The following is an 18,916-nucleotide window of genomic DNA, read 5'->3' on the forward strand; positions in this document are numbered from 1 at the left end:
CCGCCCCTGGGCGTGCAGGATTCTGCCGCGTCGGAAACCCCGGCGGAAGCCCCGGCGGGGTTTCCGCCGGGGACCGCTGCGGGGGCCTCCATGGAGCTCGACGAACTCGACCGGGGCGTCGTGCACGTCCTGCAGATCCATCCGCGGGCCCCGTGGACGCTCGTCGGCGAGGTGCTGGGGGTCAACCCGGTCACGGCCGCGCGGCGGTGGCACCGGCTGGAGGAGGCGGGCCTGGCCTGGGTGACCGCCTATCCGCGGCTGTCCAACTCGCGGATCGTGGTGACCGGCGTGGTGGAGATCGACACCGAGCCGGGCGTCGCGGAGGAGGTGGCGATGGCCATCGCCCGGGACCCGTCGGTGGCGAACATCAAGCTCACGGCGGGCGGCCGGGATCTGGTGGCGGCCGTGCAGGCGCGCAGCCTGGACGAGCTGGCGCGCGTCTCGACACTGCTGTTCCAGCGGACACCGGGGGTACGGGCGACACGTACGCACGTGTCGACGGGCGTCCCCACCGAGGGGAGCCGCTGGCGGCTGCGCAGCCTGGACGAGGCCCAGAGCGCGCGGGTCGAGGCGGCGGTGCCACCGTCCGTGCTGCCCGCGCAGGCGGCCGAGGGGCGCTGGGACGACCTGGACACGCGTCTGCTGGAGCTGCTGGGCACGGACGGGCGCATGTCGCTGGCCGACCTGTCGACGGCGACGGACACGAGCCTCACCACGGTGCGCCGCAGGCTGCAGTCGCTGCTCGCCGCCCGGCTGATCCTGCGCTGCGATCTGGCCCGTCCGCTGTCGGGATGGCCGCTGTCCGCCGTGTACTTCGCCTCGGTCCCGGGCCAGTACGTGGAGGAGACCAGCCAGGTGCTGTCCGGGGTGCGCGAGATCCGCTCGTGCGCGATCACCACCGGCCCGCACAACCTGGTGATCGACGTCTGGCTGCGCGATCTCCACGACGTGCACGCCTTCGAGGCCCACCTCTCGCGGCGGCTGCCCCGCCTCACCATCAGCGACCGCTCGGTGGTCCTGCGCACGGTCAAACACATGGGGCGGCTCCTGGACCGGGACGGCCGCTGCGTGGGCGTCGTTCCGCTCCGGCACCCCCAGGCGCCCCACCCCACCGTCGAAAACGTCACAACGAGTACATCGCCAGGAAATTGAGGAGCGCCTATATTTCATCTCCTCGTTCTGGTGGACACCCTCTCCGGGGAACGCGCCACCGAGGTGAGGAGGAAAAATCGTGACAACCGCAAGCTCCCACCGCGAACGCGAGGACGTCGCCGCAGGGGACGGGGAGCCTCCCAAGACGGTCCTCGGCAAGGTCGGGCTCATCCTGGGCGCTTTCCGGGACAACGACTTCTCGCTCAGCCTCACCGAGCTGACGGCCCGCACCGGGGTCGCGAAGGCCACCGTCCACCGCCTCTGCCAGGAACTGGTCGCCGGCGAACTCCTGGAGCGCGAGGGCTCCCACTACCGGCTCGGGCTGCAGCTGTACGAGATCGGCCTGCGCGCACCCCGCCAGCGGACCCTGCGCGAGGCGGCACGGCCGGTGATCGAGAACCTCGCGCAGAGCCTCGACAACGCCGTCACGCTGTGCGTGCCGAACGCGTCGGAACTGCTGTGCATCGAGAACGTCGGCGGGCACCGCAACCGGGCCAGGTCAAGCCCGGGCGGTCGGCACCTCCAGCTGCACAGCACCGCCGCGGGAAAGCTGACCCTCGCCATGCTTCCGGACCAGTACCCGCTGCCCGCGGTCGTGCCGCTGATGCTCCGCCGCACACCCCGCACCCTGACCGCGGCGCAACTCCCCGACGAGCTGGCCCGCATCAGGGAGCAGGGCTACGCGACGGAGATCGAGGAGCACCGCCCGGGCTATCTCGCCGTCGCGGTGCCCGTACGGGGCACCGACCGCCCGTACGCGGGTGCCCTGTCGGTGGTCGCTCCCACGGCGGGCAGCAACATCGCCCGGATGCTGGTGGCGCTGACCACGGCATCACACACGATCACCTCCCGGCTCACCGTCTTCGAGGCGTACCGCGCCCCGCTGTGACGAGGCGGGCGCCGCGACCGGGGACTTCGGCCACGGCTGCCGCTCCTGCACGAACCAGAGACAGGCGAAGGGCTACTGGCCGCCCGTCCGCAGCTCGGACTCGACCAGCCGGTACAGGTGCCGACGGGCGTCCTGTGTGCTCAGTTCGGGCGACTGGCGCAGCCGCTGGAGGGCCAGTCCGTCGGAGAGGGCGGCGAAGCGGACGGTGAAGCCTGCCGGGTCCGCACAGACGAACTCCCCGTCGGCGACGCCCCGTTCGACGAGGGCCCGGATCTGGCTGTGCCAGTCCTCGTACCGCTTGGCCTGGCCGCTCGCGAAGGCCCGCTCGGGGTCCTGGTCGCGGTCGCCCGCGCTCCAGTACTCGAACCACATGCGCCAGTGCCGGTCGGTGTCCTCGGTGAACAGCGCGTCGATCAGCAGCCGCAGCGCCTCACCGCTGCCGTCCGCCTCCTCGGCGGCCTCGTTCAGCACCGCGTAGTAGCGCTCGATGTGCAGCACCATCGCCTCGGAAAGGATCTCCTGCACGCTGCCGAAGTGGTACGTGACCGTACCCACCGACACCCCGGCCGCGGCGGCGACGTCCCGCACCCCCACCGACGCGTACCCGCGCTCGGCGATGAGCGGGACGGCCGCCTCCACGATGAGCCGTCGGCGCACCTCGGTGGGCTGACGGGTGCGGTCGGCGGCGGCGACGGCACGGCGGGGCGTCTTCGCGGCCTTCACGCCGACGTCCTCGGGGTGGTGCGGTGCCATACGCGCTCGACCACTGTCTCTCCGTCCGCCCGTGTCTCCATGCGACTGTCCATGATGAACTCCGTGGCCGTGGCCCGCAGCTCCGTACGCGTCATGATCTCAGCGTCCCAGTCGTCGCCGCGCCGCAGCCGGATCCTCCACTCGGAGACGGCCCGCGCCGACAGCGGATCGTCGGCCCGTATCCGGTACGTCTCTCGGGCGCTCTCCTCGTAGCGCAGCCCGTCCGGATAGACCCGCGACCCGCCGTAGTTGGGGTCGACCTCCAGCGTCCACTCGCCCTTCGCGACGTCGTACGTGACCAGCCGCTCCGGGGTCGCCTCGGCGGGCCGCTCGTAGGTGACGGGCAGCGGCGGCGCCTGCTCGGGCTCCTCGAAACGGATGGGCTCCCGGCCCTCCTCCTCGTCCGACGCGGGATCCCGTACGGGAAGGAGCAGGGCGCTGTCGGCCGGCAGCACGGTCAACCGACCGAGCTCGCCGTGCGGCCACACCCAGGGCCAGTACGTGTCGGACACGGCGACCCTGATGCGGTGGCCCGGCGGGAAGGCGTACCCGGTGCCGTTGAGCTCGAACTCCACGGTCTCGTACGTGCCCGGGGTCCACTCCACGACCCGGTCGCGCCCGTGCCTGCTCAGCAGGTTGAGGACGCCACGGGTGACGAGGGTGGACGAGCCGTCGGGCGCGACGTCGCAGACCCGGGCGACGACGTGGGCGCGCGGTGTCGCACTGTCGAGCCGGAGCCGGACGCGCGGGCGCCCCAGGATCTCCACCCTCCCGTCCAGCGGCTCGGAGTCGAAGCAGACCGAACGGCCGTCCTCCTCCCGCTGATCGGGCGGCAGATCGCTGGCGTTGCCGAAGGGGAAGAAGCGCCCGGCGTCGAGGCCGGTGTGCTGCGGAGACCGTACGAGGACGGGGCCGGCGGCGCCCCCGAGGGGCCGTTCGTCCCAACTGACGGATGGAGAGGGCCAGTTGTGGTCTCCCACCCAGCGCCCGGGCATCACGTCGTACGAAGTGGCGGGCGGGACCGGGTCGTTCAGCCAGGCGCGGAGCTTCGGCTCGCGCATGACGCCGGTGTCCTCGCCCTTCAGGTGCTGGTCCCACCAGCGCAGGGTCTCCTGGAGGAACCCGATCGCCGGGCCGGGCGGCAGCCCGCGGTCCGGATACTGATGCGACCAGGGCCCGACAATCCCCCGTACACGGTCGTCCGGCAGGTGTTCCACGAGCCGCAGCACGGTGTCGCGGTAGGGGTCGTTCCAGCCGCCGACGGCCAGGACCGCCGCGTCGATCGCCGTGTAGTCCTCGCAGACGCTGCCGTGCCGCCAGTAGTCGTCGCGCTGCTGGTGCGCCAGCCAGGTGTGCAGGAAGGGGTCGAGCGCTTCGAGGCGCTCACGCCACATCGGCAGCCAGCGGTCCTTCCCGACGCTCGTCGGGTCCGGCGGGCGGGCCGCGAACGCCAGCATCGTGCCCGCCCAGGCGAGCATGTCGATGCCGAGAACGGCGCCGCCCGTGTAGTGCACGTCGTTGTCGTAACGGTCGTCCGTCGAGCAGACCGTGACGATCGCCTTCAGCGGCTCGGGGGCGAGGGCGGCGACCTGGAGGGAGTTGAAACCGCCCCACGAGATGCCGAACATACCGACCTTGCCGGTGCACCAGGGCTGTTCCGCAAGCCAGTTGACGACGTCCACGCCGTCCGCGAGTTCCTGTGCGTCGTACTCGTCGCCGGGCGTTCCCTCACTGTCGCCGTGGCCTCGGATGTCCACGCGTACGGACGCGTAGCCGTGGCCGGCGTACCAGGGGTGGCGTTGGGCGTCGCGGGGGGCCGTCCAGTCGGTCTTGCGGTACGGGAGGTATTCGAGGAGGGCGGGCACGGGTTCTGCCTCGGCGTCGGTCGGGCGCCAGATTCGGGCGTGCAGGTGTGTCCGCCCGTCCCGGGTGGGGATCCAGACGTCCTCACGCGAGACCTGCCGGTCGTAGTGCTCGCGGTATTTCACGGGGCTCCTTGTGCGTGTGGCTTGCGGCGAGCGGTGGGTACGCCGGAGGGGCTGACTACCAGCCCGTCCGGCGTTTGAGGACGAGCGCGCCAGCGCGACAGCGGGGGTCTGGGGGCGCAGCCCCCAGGGACGGGACGGGTAGGGGCGGCGGGGGCGAAAACCCCTACCCCACCCCCTCCCACCGCCGAACCCGATGCCCATCCCCCCGGTCGATCCACAGATCGTCCGGCTCCGCGGCGTCGGCCCAGTCCTCGACACCGTCGACGACAGACCTCACCCCCGGCGACGGCTGAAGCACGGCAGCCATCAACTGCCGCGTATAGGGATGCCCGGGCGCGGAGAACACCGCGTCCGTGGGCCCCTCCTCCACCACAACCCCGTTCCGCAGCACGACAACCCGGTCGGCGAGCCCCCGCACGACCGCCAGGTCATGGCTGATGAACAGGCAGGCCAGATCCCGCTCCCGCCGCAGATCATCGAGCAGCCGCAGAACATCGGCCTGGACGGAAACGTCCAACGCCGTAGTGATCTCGTCCGCGATCAGCACATCCGGCTCACCCGCGAGCGCCCGCGCGATCCCGATCCGCTGCCGCTGCCCACCGGAGAGCTGCGCGGGCAACCGCTCGGCGAGGGCGGGCTCAAGACGTACGTCGGAGATGAGCTGCCGAGCCCGATCGGCGGCCTCCGCCCGCGTACCCACCGTGCCGAAGAACCGCAACGGCCGCCGCACCGCGTCACCGACCGAACGACGCGGATTCAACGACGTGTCGGCGTTCTGGAACACGAGCTGAACCCGCCGCCGGAGCGACAACGGCCGTTTCCCGGCGGGCCGGGCGAGGTCGCCCGACTCACCGTTGCCCGACCGGTCGCCCGCCCCGTGGGTCATCGTGCCGCCGGACGGAGTCCGCAGCCCCGCGAGAGCCCAGGCCAGCGTGGACTTGCCGCTGCCCGACTCCCCCACGAGGGCGAGGACTTCGCCGCGCCGGACGTCGAAGGAGACACCGTCCACGGCACGCGCGGACCCGTAGTCGATGGTGACGTCCCGCGCGGAGACGGCGACGGGAGCATCGCCGGAGACGGCGGCCCTCGGCCGCACCTCCCGCTCTCCCGCCGCGCCGACGAGAGCGAGCCCCTCGTCGTCGAGCCGCGGCACACTCGCCAACAGCCGTCTGGTGTAAGGGTCCTTGGGCGCGGTGAACAGCACGGCGGTGGGCGCGGCCTCCACCACCCGTCCGGAGCGCAGGACGGTCACCTCGTCGGCCATGTGCGCGACGACACCGAGGTCGTGGCTCACCAGTACGGCGGCGAGGCCGAGTTCGTCGCGGAGGGCTCCGATCAGGTCGAGGACACCACGCTGGGTGATGACGTCGAGCCCGGTCGTCGGCTCGTCGAGGACGAGGACCTTCGGGCGGGCGGCGATGGCCATGGCGATGGCGACGCGCTGCTGCTGGCCGCCGGAGAGCTCGTGCGGGTAGCGGCGGGCGAGTTCGGCGGGGCGGGGCAGCCGGACCTGTTCGAGGAGGTCCACGACGGGAACGTCGCCCCCCGCCTCCGCGATCTGCCGTCCGATCCGCATGGAGGGGGTGAGCGCTTGGCCCGCGTTCTGCGCGACGATGGCCACGGTCCCGCCCCGCAGGCGCCTCAACTCCCTTGCGGGCAGGGCGAACACGTCGGCCTCGTCGACCCACACCGAACCGCCCGTGACCCGCGACCCGTGCCTCAGGTGCCCCAGCAGCGTCGCCGCGACGGTCGACTTGCCGCTGCCCGACTCGCCGACCAGCGCGTGGGTCTGCCCGGGGAACACGTCGAGGGACACCTCACGCACCACGGTCACATCCTGGCCGCCCGAACGATAGGCCACGGACAGTGCGTCCACCGACACGATCGCGGTCATCAGGACCCCTCCCTTGTCCGGTCGACGCCCCACGCCTTGGACAGGCCGTCGGCCGCGAGGTTGAGCCCCACCACGAATGTGGCGAGGGCGATGATCGGTGCGAGGCTCGCCATCGGCACGACGGTGATGGCGGTGCGGTTCTCGGCGACCATCAGGCCCCAGTCCGGGGTGGGCGGATCGGCGCCGAAGCCGAGGAAGGACAGCGAGGAGATCAGCAGTACGACCCAGGAGGCCCGCATGGCGAACTCGACGCAGACGACGTCGGTGATGTTCGGCAGGACCTCGCGTCGGAGGATCGCCCACGTGGACTCGCCCCTGGCCCGCGCCGCGGTGACGTAGTCGTTGGGCACGACCGCCAGCGCGGCGCCGCGCACGACGCGTACGACCTGTGGGACGTACACGACGGCGATCGCGAGGACGATGACCGCGGGGCCCGTGCCCAGCGCGGTGACGATGACCAGCAGCGCCAGGACCGGCGGCACGGAGAGGACGGCGTCGAGGACCCGGCCCAGCACGTCGTCGAACCAGCCGCCGCGCAGGGCCGCGGCGCATCCCACGACCGTGCCGATCAGCAGCGTCACGAGGGTCGCGGCGACGGAGACGCCGATGGCGTACCGGCCGCCGTACAGGACGCGTGCCAGTACGTCACGGCCGTACTGGTCGGTGCCCGCCCAGTGTTCCCCGCTCGGTCCGAGCAGCGCCTGGTCGGCGTTGTTGGCGATGGGGTCGTACGAGGTGAGGACCGGTGCGAGCAGTGCGACCAGGACGTGGACGGCCACGATCGCGAGGCCGATGGTGGCCGCCCGCGAGGAGCGAAGCGTTCGCCAGGCCCGGGCCACGGCGGAGGGTGGTGCCACGGGAACGGCGGGTGCCGGCGCCGGGGTGTCGAGGGTGGTCATCGGGTCCTCCCGCGCGTACGGAGCTTGGGGTTGAGGGCCATTGCGCCGAGGTCGGCGGCGAGGTTGCAGACGACGTACACGACCGCGCTGATCAGTGCGATGGCCTGGATGACGGGCAGGTCCCGGTTCTGCACGGAGGCGAGCATCAGCTTGCCGATGCCCGGATAGTTGAAGACGTTCTCGACGACCGCGACCCCGCCGGCCAGCCAGGCGACGTTCAGCGCGATGACGTGCAGCGTCGGAAGCAGGGCGCTGGGCAGCGCGTGCCGGGTGACGACCCGCCAGGTCGACAGACCCTTGAGGCGGGCCGTGGTGACGAACTCGCCGGCCATGACGTCGATGACGGAGGTGCGGGCCATCCGGACGATGTACGCGGCCATGACGACGGCGAGCGCGAGAGCGGGAAGCCATACGGCGGGCATGAGTTGACCGACGCTCGCCTCGGGGCCGTACAGGACGACCGCGGGGAACCACGGCAGGGCGACCGAGAAGCAGAGCACCAGGACGGTGGCGACGACGAACTCGGGGACGCTCATCCCGATCAGGCTGACCGTGGAGATCAGATGGTCGGGCCAGCGGTCGCGGTACAGGCCGGCGAGGATGCCGAGGACGATCGAGCCTGTGACGGCGAAGAGGACGGTCACCAGGGCGATGAGCGCGGAGTTGCCGAGGTACAGGCCGACTTCGCCGCCGACCGCCTTGCCGGACACGAGCGAGAGGCCGAAGTCGCCGTGCAGGGCGCCACCGATCCAGTCGATGTACCGCTCCCAGGCGGGCTGGTCGAGCTTCAGTTTCTCGCGGAGGGCGGAGACGGCGTCCGGGGTCGCGTCCTTGCCGAGGACCTGGGTGGCGACGTCGCCGGGCAGGGCCTGTACGGCGAGGAAGACGAGGACGGAGGAGAGGAAGAGCGTGCCGATGGCGGCGCCCGCTCTGCGGGCTATGAAGGAGAACATGCTCAGGCCCCCTTCAGACCGATGCCGAGGTAGTCGAACTCGAAGCCGTGCTCGGCGTATCCGCGTACCTTGCGCGAGATTCCGACGAGCCGGTCGGCGAACATCGGGGTCATCGCCCCGCCCTTCTCCATGACGAAGGTCTGCGCCTCGCCGTACAGTTCGCGCCGCCGCTCGTCGTCGGTCTCCTGCCGGGCCCGGTCGAGCAGCGCGTCGAACGCCTTGTCCGACCAGGCGGTCTCGTTGTACGAGGAGCCGCTGCGGAAGACCTGGGTGAAGAGCTGGTCGACCGGTCTGCCGGTGTACCAGTAGGTCGCCATGAGCGGCTTCTTCATCCAGATCTGCGTGTAGTACGAGTCCGCCGAGGCCGTCTTCACCCGGATCCGGATCCCGGCCCGCTTGGCCGAGTCCTGGTAGGCGAGGGCCATGGGCGTGAAGACCGGGTCGTACGACGAGGTGTAGAGGTCGACGGTCAGGCCCTCGTGGCCCGCCTTCTTCAGCAGGTACCGGGCCTGTTCCGGGTCGTGCTTCGGGTGCGCGGTGATGTGCGCGGGGTCGCTCGGCGGCACCGGGTTGTCCCAGCCGGCCGTGCCCGCGCCCTGCAGCGCGACCTTCACCACGTGGTCGGGGTCGTAGGCGAGCTTCATCGCCTGCCGGACGCGCACGTCGGTGAAGGGCTTCTCCGTCGTCAGCATCGGCAGCACGTACCACTGGGCGTTCTCGACGCGGGCGATCGTGGCGCGGTCGGAGGCGGCGACGACACGGGCGGTCGCGAAGTCCAGGTTGGTCTGCGAGAGGAGGTCGACCTGCCCGGCGAGCAGGGCGTTGGAGCGGGCCGACATGTCGGCGACGGAGTAGAAGTCGATGGCGTCCAGGACCGGGCGGCCCGCCCAGTGGTCCTCGTACGCGGCGATGCGGCCCGGGCCCGCGGGGGTGAACGACTCCAGCTTGAAGGGGCCGGTGCCGATGCCCGTGCGGCCGATGCCGCGGGCGCTGCCGTCGGGGATGACATAGCAGTTGTAGTGCGTGAGGAGGCTCGGGAACTCCGCGTTGGGGGTCTTGAGCTGCACCACGAGCGTGCGGGCGTCGGGAGTGCGCAGCTTCTCGGGGTCGATGAGCGGGGCGAGGACGGCCGCCTGCGGGGACGCGGTCTCCTTGGCGAGGATGTGGCGCAGGGTGTACGCGGCGTCGGCGGAGGTGAGTTTCCGCCCGTCGTGGAAGGTGACGCCCGCGCGGATGCGGAAGGTCCAGGTGCGCGCCTTGGCGTCCGGTTCCCAGGACTCGGCTAGGTCGGGCACCAGGTCGCCGTTGGCGCCGACGCGGACCAGGCGGTTGTAGAGGGCGCCCAGGTACTCGTACGCGGACAGGGCGCTCGCCGGGTCGAGGGTCTCGGCGTCGGAGGCGGGCGGCCGGGCGATGCGGAGGGTGCCGCCGCGGTCGGGGGTGCCCCCCTTCGCGCCCGTGGGCAGCGCGGGGGCGGCCGAGGCCCCCGTGCAGCCGGTGAGCAGCCAGGACGCACCGAGTGACGCGGCGCCCGCCGTGGCCGCGGCGAGGACGGAGCGCCGTCCTGGGTGGTGGATGTCGGGCATGGACCGACCGTCCCTCTCGCTATTCGTTCAGCGGAACGATTGAGTGAAGTGCGTGAACGATAACCAGCCGACGGCTCCGCGCCAACCCTCGGAACGCGGAAATTAACCGTGGAAACCGAGCCGTTACCCGGCCCGGGGAAGCCCGGACCCGTCAGGCGTCGGCGATCGGAGCAAGGGAGGAAAGCGCTTCCGGCTCGTCCCCGTCACCCACGCCCATGGCCCGGAGTGCGAGGCCCCGCGGCGCGCGGACAGCACCCTGAGGCTGAGGAAGGTGCCCGACTCCGGGCTGTGCCCGGACCTGCTCAACGGACGTTTCGCCTCGCCGGCCTGGGTGTTCCCGAACGTGATCGGGGTGCTGTTCCTGACCGCGGCGGCGCTGGTCTCGGGCGGCAGCGGCCGGCCGTCGCGCGGGCTCTCATCCGCAATCCGCGGCTGCTCGTCCTGGACGAGGCGACGTCCGCGCCGGACACGCGGTCGGAGGCGCTCGCGCGGCAGGCGCCGGCGCGGCTCACGCGGGGGCGCACCACCTCCGTGGTGGCGCACCGGCTGTCCACGATCCGGGGTGCGGACCGGATCGTGGTGATGGGGGACGGTGCCGTGCGGGAGACCGGGTCGCACGAGGATTGCTGCGGCGCGGGGTGCGTACACCGCACTGCACGGCGGCCGGCTCACCTGAGCCGGTGGGGCCCGGTGAGGCACGGTGGGGCACGAAAACTCACCGGCCCCGGTGGGGCATGACACCGCCGGGGCCGGTGGAACGCAAGGCCTCACCCTGGCCGGTGGGGCGGGAGGTGGCCGGCCGCCCCACCGGCCACCGTGCCGGTCGCGTCACTCGCCCGCGTATGCCTTCTCCAAGGCGGCGACGTCGATCTTGTGCATCTTGAGCATGGCCTGCATGGCCCGATCCGCCTTCTGCTGGTCCGGGTCGCTGATCATCTCGACCAGCCTGGCGGGGGTGACCTGCCAGGAGACGCCGTACCTGTCCTTCAGCCAGCCGCAGGGGCCTTCCTCGCCGCCGCCCTCGGTGAGCGCGTTCCAGTAGAAGTCCACCTCGGCCTGGTCGTCACAGCGGATCTCGAAGGAGATGGCCTCGTTGAACTTGAACTGCGGGCCGCCGTTGAGGGCGTAGAACTTCTGGCCGTTGGCCTCGAACTCGACGGTGAGTACGGAACCGGGCTCGCCGTGCCCCACCTCGCTGTAGCGGAGGATCGCGCCGATGCGGGAGTTCTTGAAGACCGACACGTAGAAGTTCGCGGCCTCCTCCGCCTGGCCGTCGAACCAAAGGCACGTGGTGAATCCGTCGGTGGTCATGGGTACCTCCTGAAGCGGGAACGCTGTCACCTGTGTAGACGGATCCTCGGGCGAAAACTCATCGGTGGCCCGGAAAGCCGGTCCGGGTGGGTGACGCCAGGGGTCTGAAGCCCGGCCGTCACGCCGGCCGAGGCGACCGTCCCGGAGGGCATGATCAACGGGTTCCTGGGGAGCCACGGAGTGTTCGGGGCCGCGGCCGGGCCGCCCGAAGGCGCAGGCGTCCCGGGCGTGTGAATCCCGAGGTGGCGGTGGTACGGGGAGGACGGGCGGTCGGCCCGCTCGTCGAGCCCGGCGGCCCGCCCTCATGACCGCCCGACCGGCCGGTGACCACGGCTTTTATTCACACGACCGGATGCCGGTGCCGAACTAGCATGGCCCGCCATGACCTCCCCGCACGACGACACCATCGAGCCTTTCGTCCTCGACATCCCCCAGTCCGACCTCGACGATCTGCACGCACGCCTCGACCTCACCCGCTGGCCGGACGAACTGCCGGGCGTGGGCTGGGAGTACGGGGTCCCGCGCGACTATCTGACGGAGTTGGTGCGGTACTGGCGGCACACGTACGACTGGCGGGCGGCCGAGGCCCGGCTCAACGAGTGGCCCCAGTTCACGACGACCATCGACGGGACGAACGTCCACTTCGCGCACATCCGCTCACCCGAACCGGACGCGACGCCGCTGATCATCACCCACGGCTGGCCGGGCTCGATCGTCGAGTTCCTCGACGTGGTCGGACCGCTGACCGATCCGCGCGCGCACGGCGGTGATCCGGCCGACGCGTTCCACGTGGTGCTGCCGAGCATTCCGGGGTTCGGTCTGTCGGGGCCCACGCGGGACGCGGGCTGGGAGCTCAGGCGGGTCGGCGCCGCGTTCGCCGAGCTGATGGACCGGCTCGGCTACCGGCGCTTCGGCGCGCAGGGCGGTGACTGGGGAGCGGGGATCTCCCGTGAACTCGGCCGTGCCTTCCCCGACCGGCTGATCGGCGTCCATCTGAACCTCCTGCCGGGCGCCCACGCGAGCACCGAGCCGACCGCCGAGGAGCTGGCCGCGCTGAGCCCGCGGGAACGTGAGAACACGCTCGCCTCGTGGCGGCGCAACGAGGAGTGGACCCGCGAGCGACTGGGGTACGCCGCCGTCCAGATGACCCGGCCGCAGACCCTGTCGTACGGGCTCACCGACTCACCCCTCGGCCAACTCGCCTGGATCGTCGAGAAGTTCAAGGAGTGGACGGACTCGAAGGACCGTCCCGAGGACGCCGTGGACCGGGACCAGCTGCTCACGAACGTGATGCTGTACTGGCTGACGGGGACGGCGGGTTCGTCCGCACGGATCTACTACGAGCGGGCGCACGCGGACGGTTGGGGCGAACCAGTGCGGCCGTCGACGGCGCCCACCGCGCTCGCCGTCTTCCCCTGGGACAACTTCATCCCGCTGCGGCATGTCGCGGACCGCACGGAGAACATCGTGCGGTGGACGGAGTTCGACCGGGGCGGGCACTTCGCGGCGATGGAGGAGCCGGATCTGCTCATCGGGGATGTCCGGGCGTTCTTCCGTGAGCTGCGGCAGGACCGAAGTGGCGGCGGCGACCGGAGCGTTCGGGTCGGCGGCACGGCATGACGCGTTCACGGCATGGCATCTTCGACGAGGACGCCGAGCTGTACGACCGGGCGCGGCCCTCCTATCCGCCCGCCCTGGTCGAGGAGTTGGCCACCCACGTGGGGCTGGACGCGACCAGCCGGGTCCTCGAATTCGGCCCCGGGACCGGCCAAATGACCGTGCCCCTCGCCGAGTTGGGCTGTCACGTCACCGCCGTGGAGCTGGGTCCGTCGATGGCGGCGGTGGCGCGGCACAACCTGCGGGCCTTCCCGCGTGCACGCGTCGAGGTGGCCGAGTTCGAGCGATGGCCGCTGCCCCGGGAGCCGTTCGACCTGATGGTGGCCGCGACGTCGTTCCACTGGCTCGACCCCGCGACGCGACTGACCAAGGTGGCGGAAGCGCTTCGCCCGGACGGAACGCTCGCCCTCGTCACCACGCACCACACGGCGGGCGGCAGCCGCAACTTCTTCGTCGAGGTACAGGACTGCTACGAGCGCTGGGATCCGGCCACACCCCCCGGCCTGCGGCAGTCGACCGACGCCGAAACCACCACGGACACAAGGGAGTTCGAGGCGCTCGGCCGGGTCGAGTCGCTCCGGTTCCCACAGGAGATCACGTACACCACCCAGGCCTACATCGACCTGCTGCTGACGTACTCGAACCACCGCGCGCTGGAACCGGCCGCCCGCAGGGGCCTGTTGGACGGCATCCGTGAGCTGATCGACACCCGCCACGGAGGCAGCGTCACGAAGCGGTACCTGCACGAGCTGATCCTGGTGCGACGGGGCGGGAGCCACTGACCGACGCGTCGGGGCCTACTGGCCGACGCGTCCGTCGATGCGCTCCCGGAGGAAGTCCGCGTGGCCGTTGTGCCGCGCGTACTCCGCCATCACATGCACCAGCACCACACGAAGCTCGATCAGTTCGTCGCCGTTGGTGCCGGTGACGTCGAAACCGGGCGCCTTCTCCACGAAGCGTTCCGCGAACGCGACCTGGGTCCGCCAGTTGTCCCACGCCTCCGCGACGGCCTCGGGGTCGGGCACGGCGCCGTTGAAGTCCGCGTTCGGGTCGTCCTCGGTGCGGTAGAGCCGCGGCACGTCCTCACCGGCCATGACCCGGCGGAACCAGGTGTGCTCCATCTCGGCGAGGTGCCGCACCAGCCCCAGCAGCGACAGGTTGGACGGCTCCACCGAACGCCGTGCCATCTCCTCGGCGTCGAGCCCGGCGCACTTCATCTCCAACGTCAGCCGCATGTCCCGCAGATACCCGACAAGCGCGGCCCGCTCCCCCACGAACGCCTCATCGGTCCGCGGGTCCTCATCGGGGTGGACGAACATGTCCCACCATCCGAAGCTCCGCTCGGGCCGCGCATGCTCCGCCGACCCCGAGTCTTCCGGGTCAAGTGTGTCCGCCATACGCGCGAGCATCGGGTACGCGCGGAAGATCCGCCACCGCTTTTCCACTCGCCCCACAGGTGTTGACCACCAGGGGCCGCCTCGCCGTCGCCCGTGGAAACTCCCGTACAACCCTTGGGCCCCATCCGGTGTCAAACACGGCGCCGGACAAGGAACGGGCCCTTTCCGGACACCCCCGCGCTGCCCGGCCGTCCTTTTCGTCAGGAGCCGAATCATGCGCAAGAACCGTTCCACCGCTCTGGCCGCGGCGTCATTTCTTCTCGTGGCCGGTCTGGGGATCGCCGCCGCCCCGTCCGCGTACGCCGGAACGCCGGGCGGTACGCACGCCGACGACCGGAACAGCGACTTCAACGGCGACGGGTACGAAGATGTGCTGGTGGGTGCGCCCGGGGCGACCGTCAGTGGCAAGAAGGGCGCCGGTCTCGTGACCGTGCAGTACGGCTCGTCGAGGGGCATCGGGACGAGCAAGGTGGCGCGGTTCAGCCAGTCCACGGCCGGTGTCGCGGGTGCCGCCGAGGCGGGGGACGCCTTCGGCAAGGCGGTCGCGACCGGTGACCTGGACGGCGACGGGTACGACGACGCGATCGTCGGTATCCCCGGCGAGGACCTCGGGACGCTCGCCGACGCGGGTGGCGCGGCGATTCTGTGGGGCTCGAAGGCGGGGCTCACCGGGGCCGCGAGCGACTGGCTGGAGACTCAGGAACCCGCCGCGGGCGAGCGGTTCGGCGTCGGGCTCGCCGCGGCGCACTTCACGGACGAGACGCCGGGCGACCTGCTCGTCGTGCTCGACCACTACGACCTGGAGCTGTTCAGCTACGGCACCGCCGCACCCAGCTCACGGAAGGAACTCCAGGAGCGGTCGTCGACCCCGCTCTCCGCACGGGCCCAGCAGCGCCACATCCTGCCCAAGTCGCTGACCACGGGCGACTACGACGACAACGGCTACGCCGACCTGGTCGTCTCGGGCGTGACCGTCGGCGACGAGTCCGGCCACGGGTGGTCCACGTACCTGTCCGGCAACGCCGACGGGCTCAAGTACGAGCGGGATGTGCGCGGTGGCACGGAGGCCGCGTCCGGGGACATCAACAACGACGGCTACGACGACCTGGTGACCGGCGAGCCGAACTCCCCCGACGACGGCGGCGAGACCCTCACCGGCGGGCTGGTCGGGGTGCGCTACGGCGGCGAGAACGGCCCCGCGGACGAGGTCCAGTGGTGGACGCAGGACTCCCCCGGCGTCCCCGGCACCGCCGAGCGCGGCGACGGCTGGGGCACGGACCTCTCGGTCGCGGACACGGACGGCGACGGGTACGCGGACGTGGCGATCGGCGCCGCCGGCGAGGACATCGGCACGGTCGCCGACGCGGGCGCGGTGTGGGTGCTGCGCGGCGCGTCCGCCGGGCTGACCGCGACGGGCGCGAAGTCCTGGGACCAGGACTCCGCCGACGTGTCCGGCGTCCCCGAGAAGGGCGACAAGTGGGGCGGCCAGGTCCGTCTCACCGACCCCGACAGGGACGGCCGCTTCGGACTGCTGGCCTCGGCGCCCGGCGAGAACGCCGGTGACGGGTTCGTCTGGGTGATGTCGGCCGGCGCGGGCGGCATCACGGCTTCGGGCTCCTGGACGTACGGCGCCGAAACTCTCGGCACGCCCCACCTGGGCGCGGCCTTCGGCGCGGCGATCGACGAGTAGTCCGCCGGAGCGGACCGGCGCTCAGAGCCCCGGGGAGGTCGCGGCCGACTCCGGGGCACTGTTGCTGGCGGCGGACTCCGTCGTGACGTCGGCCGACGCCGGGTCGGAGGTCTCCGCCGACGGGGGCTCGGACGAGGGCGACTCGGTCTCCGGGGACGGTGACGGGGGTGTCGCCGAGGACGTCTCCGGGCAGGGGCTCGCCGAACCGTCGGGCGGCGCGGTCCCACCGGGAGGCACGGACACGCACGGTGAGGCGGAGCTCGGCGACAGCGAACTCTCGGACGGCGAGGGCCGGTCCGTCGGCGGGTCCGTCTTCTGGTCCTTGTCCCCGGTGTCGCCCTTGTGCCGCTTGAACCAGTCGCCGCTGTCCGGGTCGAAGATCACGAAGACGTTGATGACCTGGGTCGCCGGCGCGACCACCACGACGTTCGACGGCCGGTACGACGGCCAGGAGTCGCCTGTCTGCTTGGGCGTGGACTTCAGCGCGACCGGCGGCGTCAGCGGATTGCCGCATGCGCACCGCACCCTCGGCACACCACGGTCGTCGACGAGGACGGCGGTACCGGCCTGCAGGACCGCCTGGTAGCTGGTGGCCTTGCCGTCGCGGTAGCCGTGGTTGGTGACGCGGGTGTCCATCCGCAGCTGTACGGGGGTGAGCGAGCGCAGATACGCGGGCACGCCGGACGGCTGCAGGCCCAGGACCGAGGCGAACGCCTGGTTCTTGGCCGGGGCCTTCTGGAGCGCGGAGATCTGCTTCTCGACGTCGCAGCTGGCCACCTTGCGCGTACCGCCGTAGAGGCCGGGCGCCGAACCCTCCACGCCCCGCGTGACGTTGCCGGACTCGGCGGTCTCCGTCGGCGAGGGCGTCACGGGCGGAGCGGAACTGTCCGCCGCGGTCGACTCGGTGAACGGGTCGGGGCCCGACTTGCCCGCGGCCTGGAGGAAGACCTCGCCGCCGCCCGCGCCCGAGGTGCCACCGTCCGAACGGGTGAAGACGACGACCAGGGTGACGGCGACGACGATCGTGGCCGCGATGACGGCGACGCGTGGGGCCGACTGCCACCAGGCCCGGTCGGGTCCCTTTCCGGGGCCCTGCCCCGGCTCGCCCGGACCGGACGGCCCTCCGGGACCGCCTGGACCATCGCCGGACGGACCCGACGGACCTAAGGGACCCGACGGCCCGGAAGGACCGCCGCCCGATCCGCCGCCCGAAGGGCCCGACGGACCCGAGGGACCGTGGTCGCCCGGAGGCGGCGGCGTGGGGCTCGGCTGGGTCGGCCCCGACAAGGGGCCGGAGGGCGGACCTGTGGGGCGACCGGACGACGGCGGTTCGACGCTCACGAGCTCTTCTTCCCGGCGTAGGGATCATGCGGCACTTCTTACGTTTCATGCCGCTTTCTGCCACAACGAGCCCATTGTGTGCTCCGGTCCCGTGCCGCCCGCAAGCCGACGCGGTCGGCCCTCTCGGCGGGCGCGCTGCCGAAGGCCTGCTTAGCGTGGGCAGGGTGAGCCTCCAGACAGTCCCTGACCAGGCAGTGGCACGGCACGGCTGGGTCCACGCCCTGGTGACGGTGCTGGCCGCGCTGATCGCCATGATCGTGGTCGCCGCGCTCGGCCTGTGGGCCGCCGGGGCCGCCGACCTGCCGGACGGCGCGTTCACCCGGGTCGTCGCGGCCACCGTGGTGGTGGCGGTCGGCGGCTCGATCGAGCTCACCGGAGACGCCGGGGCGATCGCCGAGACCAAGGCGGGGCTGGCGGTCACTCCCCTGTCCGTCACCCTGACCGGAGTCCTGGTCGTCGCCGCCGGATTCCTCCGGCCGCTGCGCCATCGGGCCGTCGCGGGTGCCCGCGAACTGGCCGGCTGGGCCGCCAGGATCGCCGTCCTGTGGCTCCTCGCGCTGACCGGTCTGGCGCTGTCGGCCCGCCAGACCTTCGCGATCTCGCTCGGCGAGGGCACGCTCTCCGACGTCGGCGACATCTTCGGGGCCTCGTCGCCACGGGTCGGCTTCAAGGCCGACGTGCCGGTGACGCTGGCCTTCGGCCTGCTGTGGCTGGCGGGCGTCCTCGTCATCGCGCTGCTCGTCTCGCCCAGGGCCCCACTCCCGCCCCGCCTGCTGCGCTTCCAGGAGTCGGTACGACCGGCTGCGTACGCCATGGTCGTGCTGCTGCTCGCCTTCGTCGCCCTGGGAGTGGTCATCGCACTGGTGGTGGCGGTGACGCGCGGTCGTGCGCCGGAAACGCTCGCCGTGGTTCTCCTGGGGCTGCCGAACCTCGTCTGGCTGGTCTTCACGATCGGTCTCGGCGTCTCCTGGGAGGGGCATGTCGAGGGTCCGTTCGGACTGCCGATGCCGAAGGTGCTGGACAGCGTGCTGCGGACGCCCGACCTCTCGACCCTCAACCTGCGCACGCTCTCCGAACAGGACGGGAGGGTGTGGTGGCTCGTGGTCGTCGACGCCGTGCTGCTGCTGGCCGTCGCGTTCCTGATGGCCAAACGCTCACCGGCCCGGATCCGGGCCTGGCAGCACGCCGTGCACATGGCGGTGGCGCTCGCCCTCACGGTGCTCACGGTCTGCCTCATCGGCCGGATCGACGCGCACTACGGCCTGTCGCTGCTCGGCATCGGCGACGTCGGCGGCGGCCTGTCCGGTGAACTCTTCCTACGACCACAGCTGTGGGGTGCGATCGGCTTCGCCCTGCTCTGGGGCCTGGTCACGGGCTTCCTGGGCGCACTGCTCGCCTCTCGGGTACGCCACCGCGGCGAGGTGGAGAACCCGAAGGCCTGATGTC

15 protein-coding genes and 1 pseudogene are annotated in these 18,916 nt (G+C 71.7%); 7 read left to right on the forward strand and 9 right to left on the reverse strand.

Going from position 1 to position 18,916, the window contains the following annotated elements; genetic code table 11:
- Positions 1-90: 90 nt before the first annotated feature.
- Together ACH4YP_RS27600 and ACH4YP_RS27605 are read left to right on the forward strand one after the other, a co-directional pair.
- Entirely contained in the window at positions 91-1,152 is a 1,062-nt protein-coding gene (locus ACH4YP_RS27600) for an Lrp/AsnC family transcriptional regulator (RefSeq protein ID WP_398493121.1), read from the forward strand.
- A 79-nt stretch (positions 1,153-1,231) separates the two neighbouring features.
- Positions 1,232-2,041 (forward strand): IclR family transcriptional regulator, encoded by an 810-nt coding sequence (locus tag ACH4YP_RS27605; RefSeq protein ID WP_398493123.1) that lies wholly within the window; start codon positions 1,232-1,234, stop codon positions 2,039-2,041.
- A 72-nt stretch (positions 2,042-2,113) separates the two neighbouring features.
- On the opposite strand, the gene ACH4YP_RS27610 is transcribed toward ACH4YP_RS27605, so the two are convergent.
- The 6 genes from ACH4YP_RS27610 to ACH4YP_RS27635 form a co-directional block, all read right to left on the reverse strand.
- Positions 2,114-2,794, reverse strand: a complete 681-nt coding sequence (locus ACH4YP_RS27610; protein ID WP_361057037.1) for a TetR family transcriptional regulator C-terminal domain-containing protein — start codon at positions 2,792-2,794, stop codon at positions 2,114-2,116.
- Complete coding sequence (locus tag ACH4YP_RS27615) at positions 2,761-4,782, reverse strand: CocE/NonD family hydrolase (RefSeq protein ID WP_398493125.1); 2,022 nt, start codon at positions 4,780-4,782, stop codon at positions 2,761-2,763. Before ACH4YP_RS27615 ends, ACH4YP_RS27610 begins: the two co-directional genes overlap by 34 nt.
- Positions 4,783-4,945: 163 nt before the next feature.
- Positions 4,946-6,676, reverse strand: coding sequence for an ATP-binding cassette domain-containing protein (locus ACH4YP_RS27620; RefSeq protein WP_398493127.1), 1,731 nt, complete (start codon positions 6,674-6,676; stop codon positions 4,946-4,948).
- The gene (locus ACH4YP_RS27625; protein WP_143633959.1) at positions 6,676-7,575 is read right to left on the reverse strand and encodes an ABC transporter permease; all 900 of its coding nucleotides are present in this window, start codon (positions 7,573-7,575) and stop codon (positions 6,676-6,678) included. The genes ACH4YP_RS27620 and ACH4YP_RS27625 overlap by 1 nt, the downstream gene beginning before the upstream one ends.
- Positions 7,572-8,528, reverse strand: coding sequence for an ABC transporter permease (locus ACH4YP_RS27630; protein ID WP_361053864.1), 957 nt, complete (start codon positions 8,526-8,528; stop codon positions 7,572-7,574). Before ACH4YP_RS27630 ends, ACH4YP_RS27625 begins: the two co-directional genes overlap by 4 nt.
- Before the next feature lie 2 nt (positions 8,529-8,530).
- Positions 8,531-10,114 carry an ABC transporter substrate-binding protein gene (locus ACH4YP_RS27635; RefSeq protein WP_361053861.1) on the reverse strand — a complete coding sequence of 528 codons (1,584 nt, stop codon included), beginning with the start codon at positions 10,112-10,114 and terminating at the stop codon, positions 8,531-8,533.
- A gap of 357 nt (positions 10,115-10,471) precedes the next feature.
- Between ACH4YP_RS27635 and ACH4YP_RS27640 the strand changes: the two are divergent.
- Positions 10,472-10,790: pseudogene (locus tag ACH4YP_RS27640) on the forward strand (ABC transporter ATP-binding protein); the annotation flags it as partial.
- A gap of 152 nt (positions 10,791-10,942) precedes the next feature.
- Here the strand turns inward: ACH4YP_RS27640 and ACH4YP_RS27645 are convergent.
- Positions 10,943-11,425 (reverse strand): VOC family protein, encoded by a 483-nt coding sequence (locus tag ACH4YP_RS27645; RefSeq protein ID WP_361053859.1) that lies wholly within the window; start codon positions 11,423-11,425, stop codon positions 10,943-10,945.
- A gap of 381 nt (positions 11,426-11,806) precedes the next feature.
- Between ACH4YP_RS27645 and ACH4YP_RS27650 the strand changes: the two genes are divergently transcribed.
- Both ACH4YP_RS27650 and ACH4YP_RS27655 read left to right on the forward strand, forming a co-directional pair.
- Positions 11,807-13,045 (forward strand): epoxide hydrolase family protein, encoded by a 1,239-nt coding sequence (locus ACH4YP_RS27650; protein ID WP_398493130.1) that lies wholly within the window; start codon positions 11,807-11,809, stop codon positions 13,043-13,045.
- Positions 13,042-13,824 carry a class I SAM-dependent methyltransferase gene (locus tag ACH4YP_RS27655; protein WP_398493132.1) on the forward strand — a complete coding sequence of 261 codons (783 nt, stop codon included), beginning with the start codon at positions 13,042-13,044 and terminating at the stop codon, positions 13,822-13,824. The genes ACH4YP_RS27650 and ACH4YP_RS27655 overlap by 4 nt, the downstream gene beginning before the upstream one ends.
- A 15-nt stretch (positions 13,825-13,839) precedes the next feature.
- Here ACH4YP_RS27655 and ACH4YP_RS27660 read toward each other — a convergent pair whose 3' ends face one another.
- Positions 13,840-14,361, reverse strand: a complete 522-nt coding sequence (locus ACH4YP_RS27660) for a DinB family protein (RefSeq protein WP_361053897.1) — start codon at positions 14,359-14,361, stop codon at positions 13,840-13,842.
- A 292-nt stretch (positions 14,362-14,653) separates the two neighbouring features.
- Here ACH4YP_RS27660 and ACH4YP_RS27665 point away from each other — a divergent pair, with 292 nt between their 5' ends.
- Positions 14,654-16,129, forward strand: a complete 1,476-nt coding sequence (locus ACH4YP_RS27665; RefSeq protein WP_361053850.1) for an esterase — start codon at positions 14,654-14,656, stop codon at positions 16,127-16,129.
- A gap of 21 nt (positions 16,130-16,150) precedes the next feature.
- Here the strand turns inward: ACH4YP_RS27665 and ACH4YP_RS27670 are convergent, their stop codons facing one another.
- Positions 16,151-17,470: a DUF6777 domain-containing protein gene (locus ACH4YP_RS27670; protein ID WP_361053847.1), complete on the reverse strand. Its 1,320-nt coding sequence runs from the start codon at positions 17,468-17,470 to the stop codon at positions 16,151-16,153.
- A gap of 164 nt (positions 17,471-17,634) precedes the next feature.
- Here ACH4YP_RS27670 and ACH4YP_RS27675 point away from each other — a divergent pair, with 164 nt between their 5' ends.
- Positions 17,635-18,912 carry a streptophobe family protein gene (locus tag ACH4YP_RS27675; RefSeq protein WP_361053845.1) on the forward strand — a complete coding sequence of 426 codons (1,278 nt, stop codon included), beginning with the start codon at positions 17,635-17,637 and terminating at the stop codon, positions 18,910-18,912.
- Positions 18,913-18,916: the final 4 nt, after the last annotated feature.

Source organism: Streptomyces sp. NPDC020747 (assembly GCF_044334695.1).
Lineage (GTDB): Bacteria > Actinomycetota > Actinomycetes > Streptomycetales > Streptomycetaceae > Streptomyces.

Coding starts and splice junctions, on each gene's coding strand:
- ACH4YP_RS27600 (WP_398493121.1), top strand. CDS start 91: ATGGAGCTCGACGAACTCGACCGGGGCGTCGTGCACGTCCTGCAGATC.
- ACH4YP_RS27610 (WP_361057037.1), bottom strand. CDS start 2,794: ATGGCACCGCACCACCCCGAGGACGTCGGCGTGAAGGCCGCGAAGACG.
- ACH4YP_RS27620 (WP_398493127.1), bottom strand. CDS start 6,676: ATGACCGCGATCGTGTCGGTGGACGCACTGTCCGTGGCCTATCGTTCG.
- ACH4YP_RS27625 (WP_143633959.1), bottom strand. CDS start 7,575: ATGACCACCCTCGACACCCCGGCGCCGGCACCCGCCGTTCCCGTGGCA.
- ACH4YP_RS27630 (WP_361053864.1), bottom strand. CDS start 8,528: ATGTTCTCCTTCATAGCCCGCAGAGCGGGCGCCGCCATCGGCACGCTC.
- ACH4YP_RS27635 (WP_361053861.1), bottom strand. CDS start 10,114: ATGCCCGACATCCACCACCCAGGACGGCGCTCCGTCCTCGCCGCGGCC.
- ACH4YP_RS27645 (WP_361053859.1), bottom strand. CDS start 11,425: ATGACCACCGACGGATTCACCACGTGCCTTTGGTTCGACGGCCAGGCG.
- ACH4YP_RS27650 (WP_398493130.1), top strand. CDS start 11,807: ATGACCTCCCCGCACGACGACACCATCGAGCCTTTCGTCCTCGACATC.
- ACH4YP_RS27655 (WP_398493132.1), top strand. CDS start 13,042: ATGACGCGTTCACGGCATGGCATCTTCGACGAGGACGCCGAGCTGTAC.
- ACH4YP_RS27660 (WP_361053897.1), bottom strand. CDS start 14,361: ATGTTCGTCCACCCCGATGAGGACCCGCGGACCGATGAGGCGTTCGTG.
- ACH4YP_RS27665 (WP_361053850.1), top strand. CDS start 14,654: ATGCGCAAGAACCGTTCCACCGCTCTGGCCGCGGCGTCATTTCTTCTC.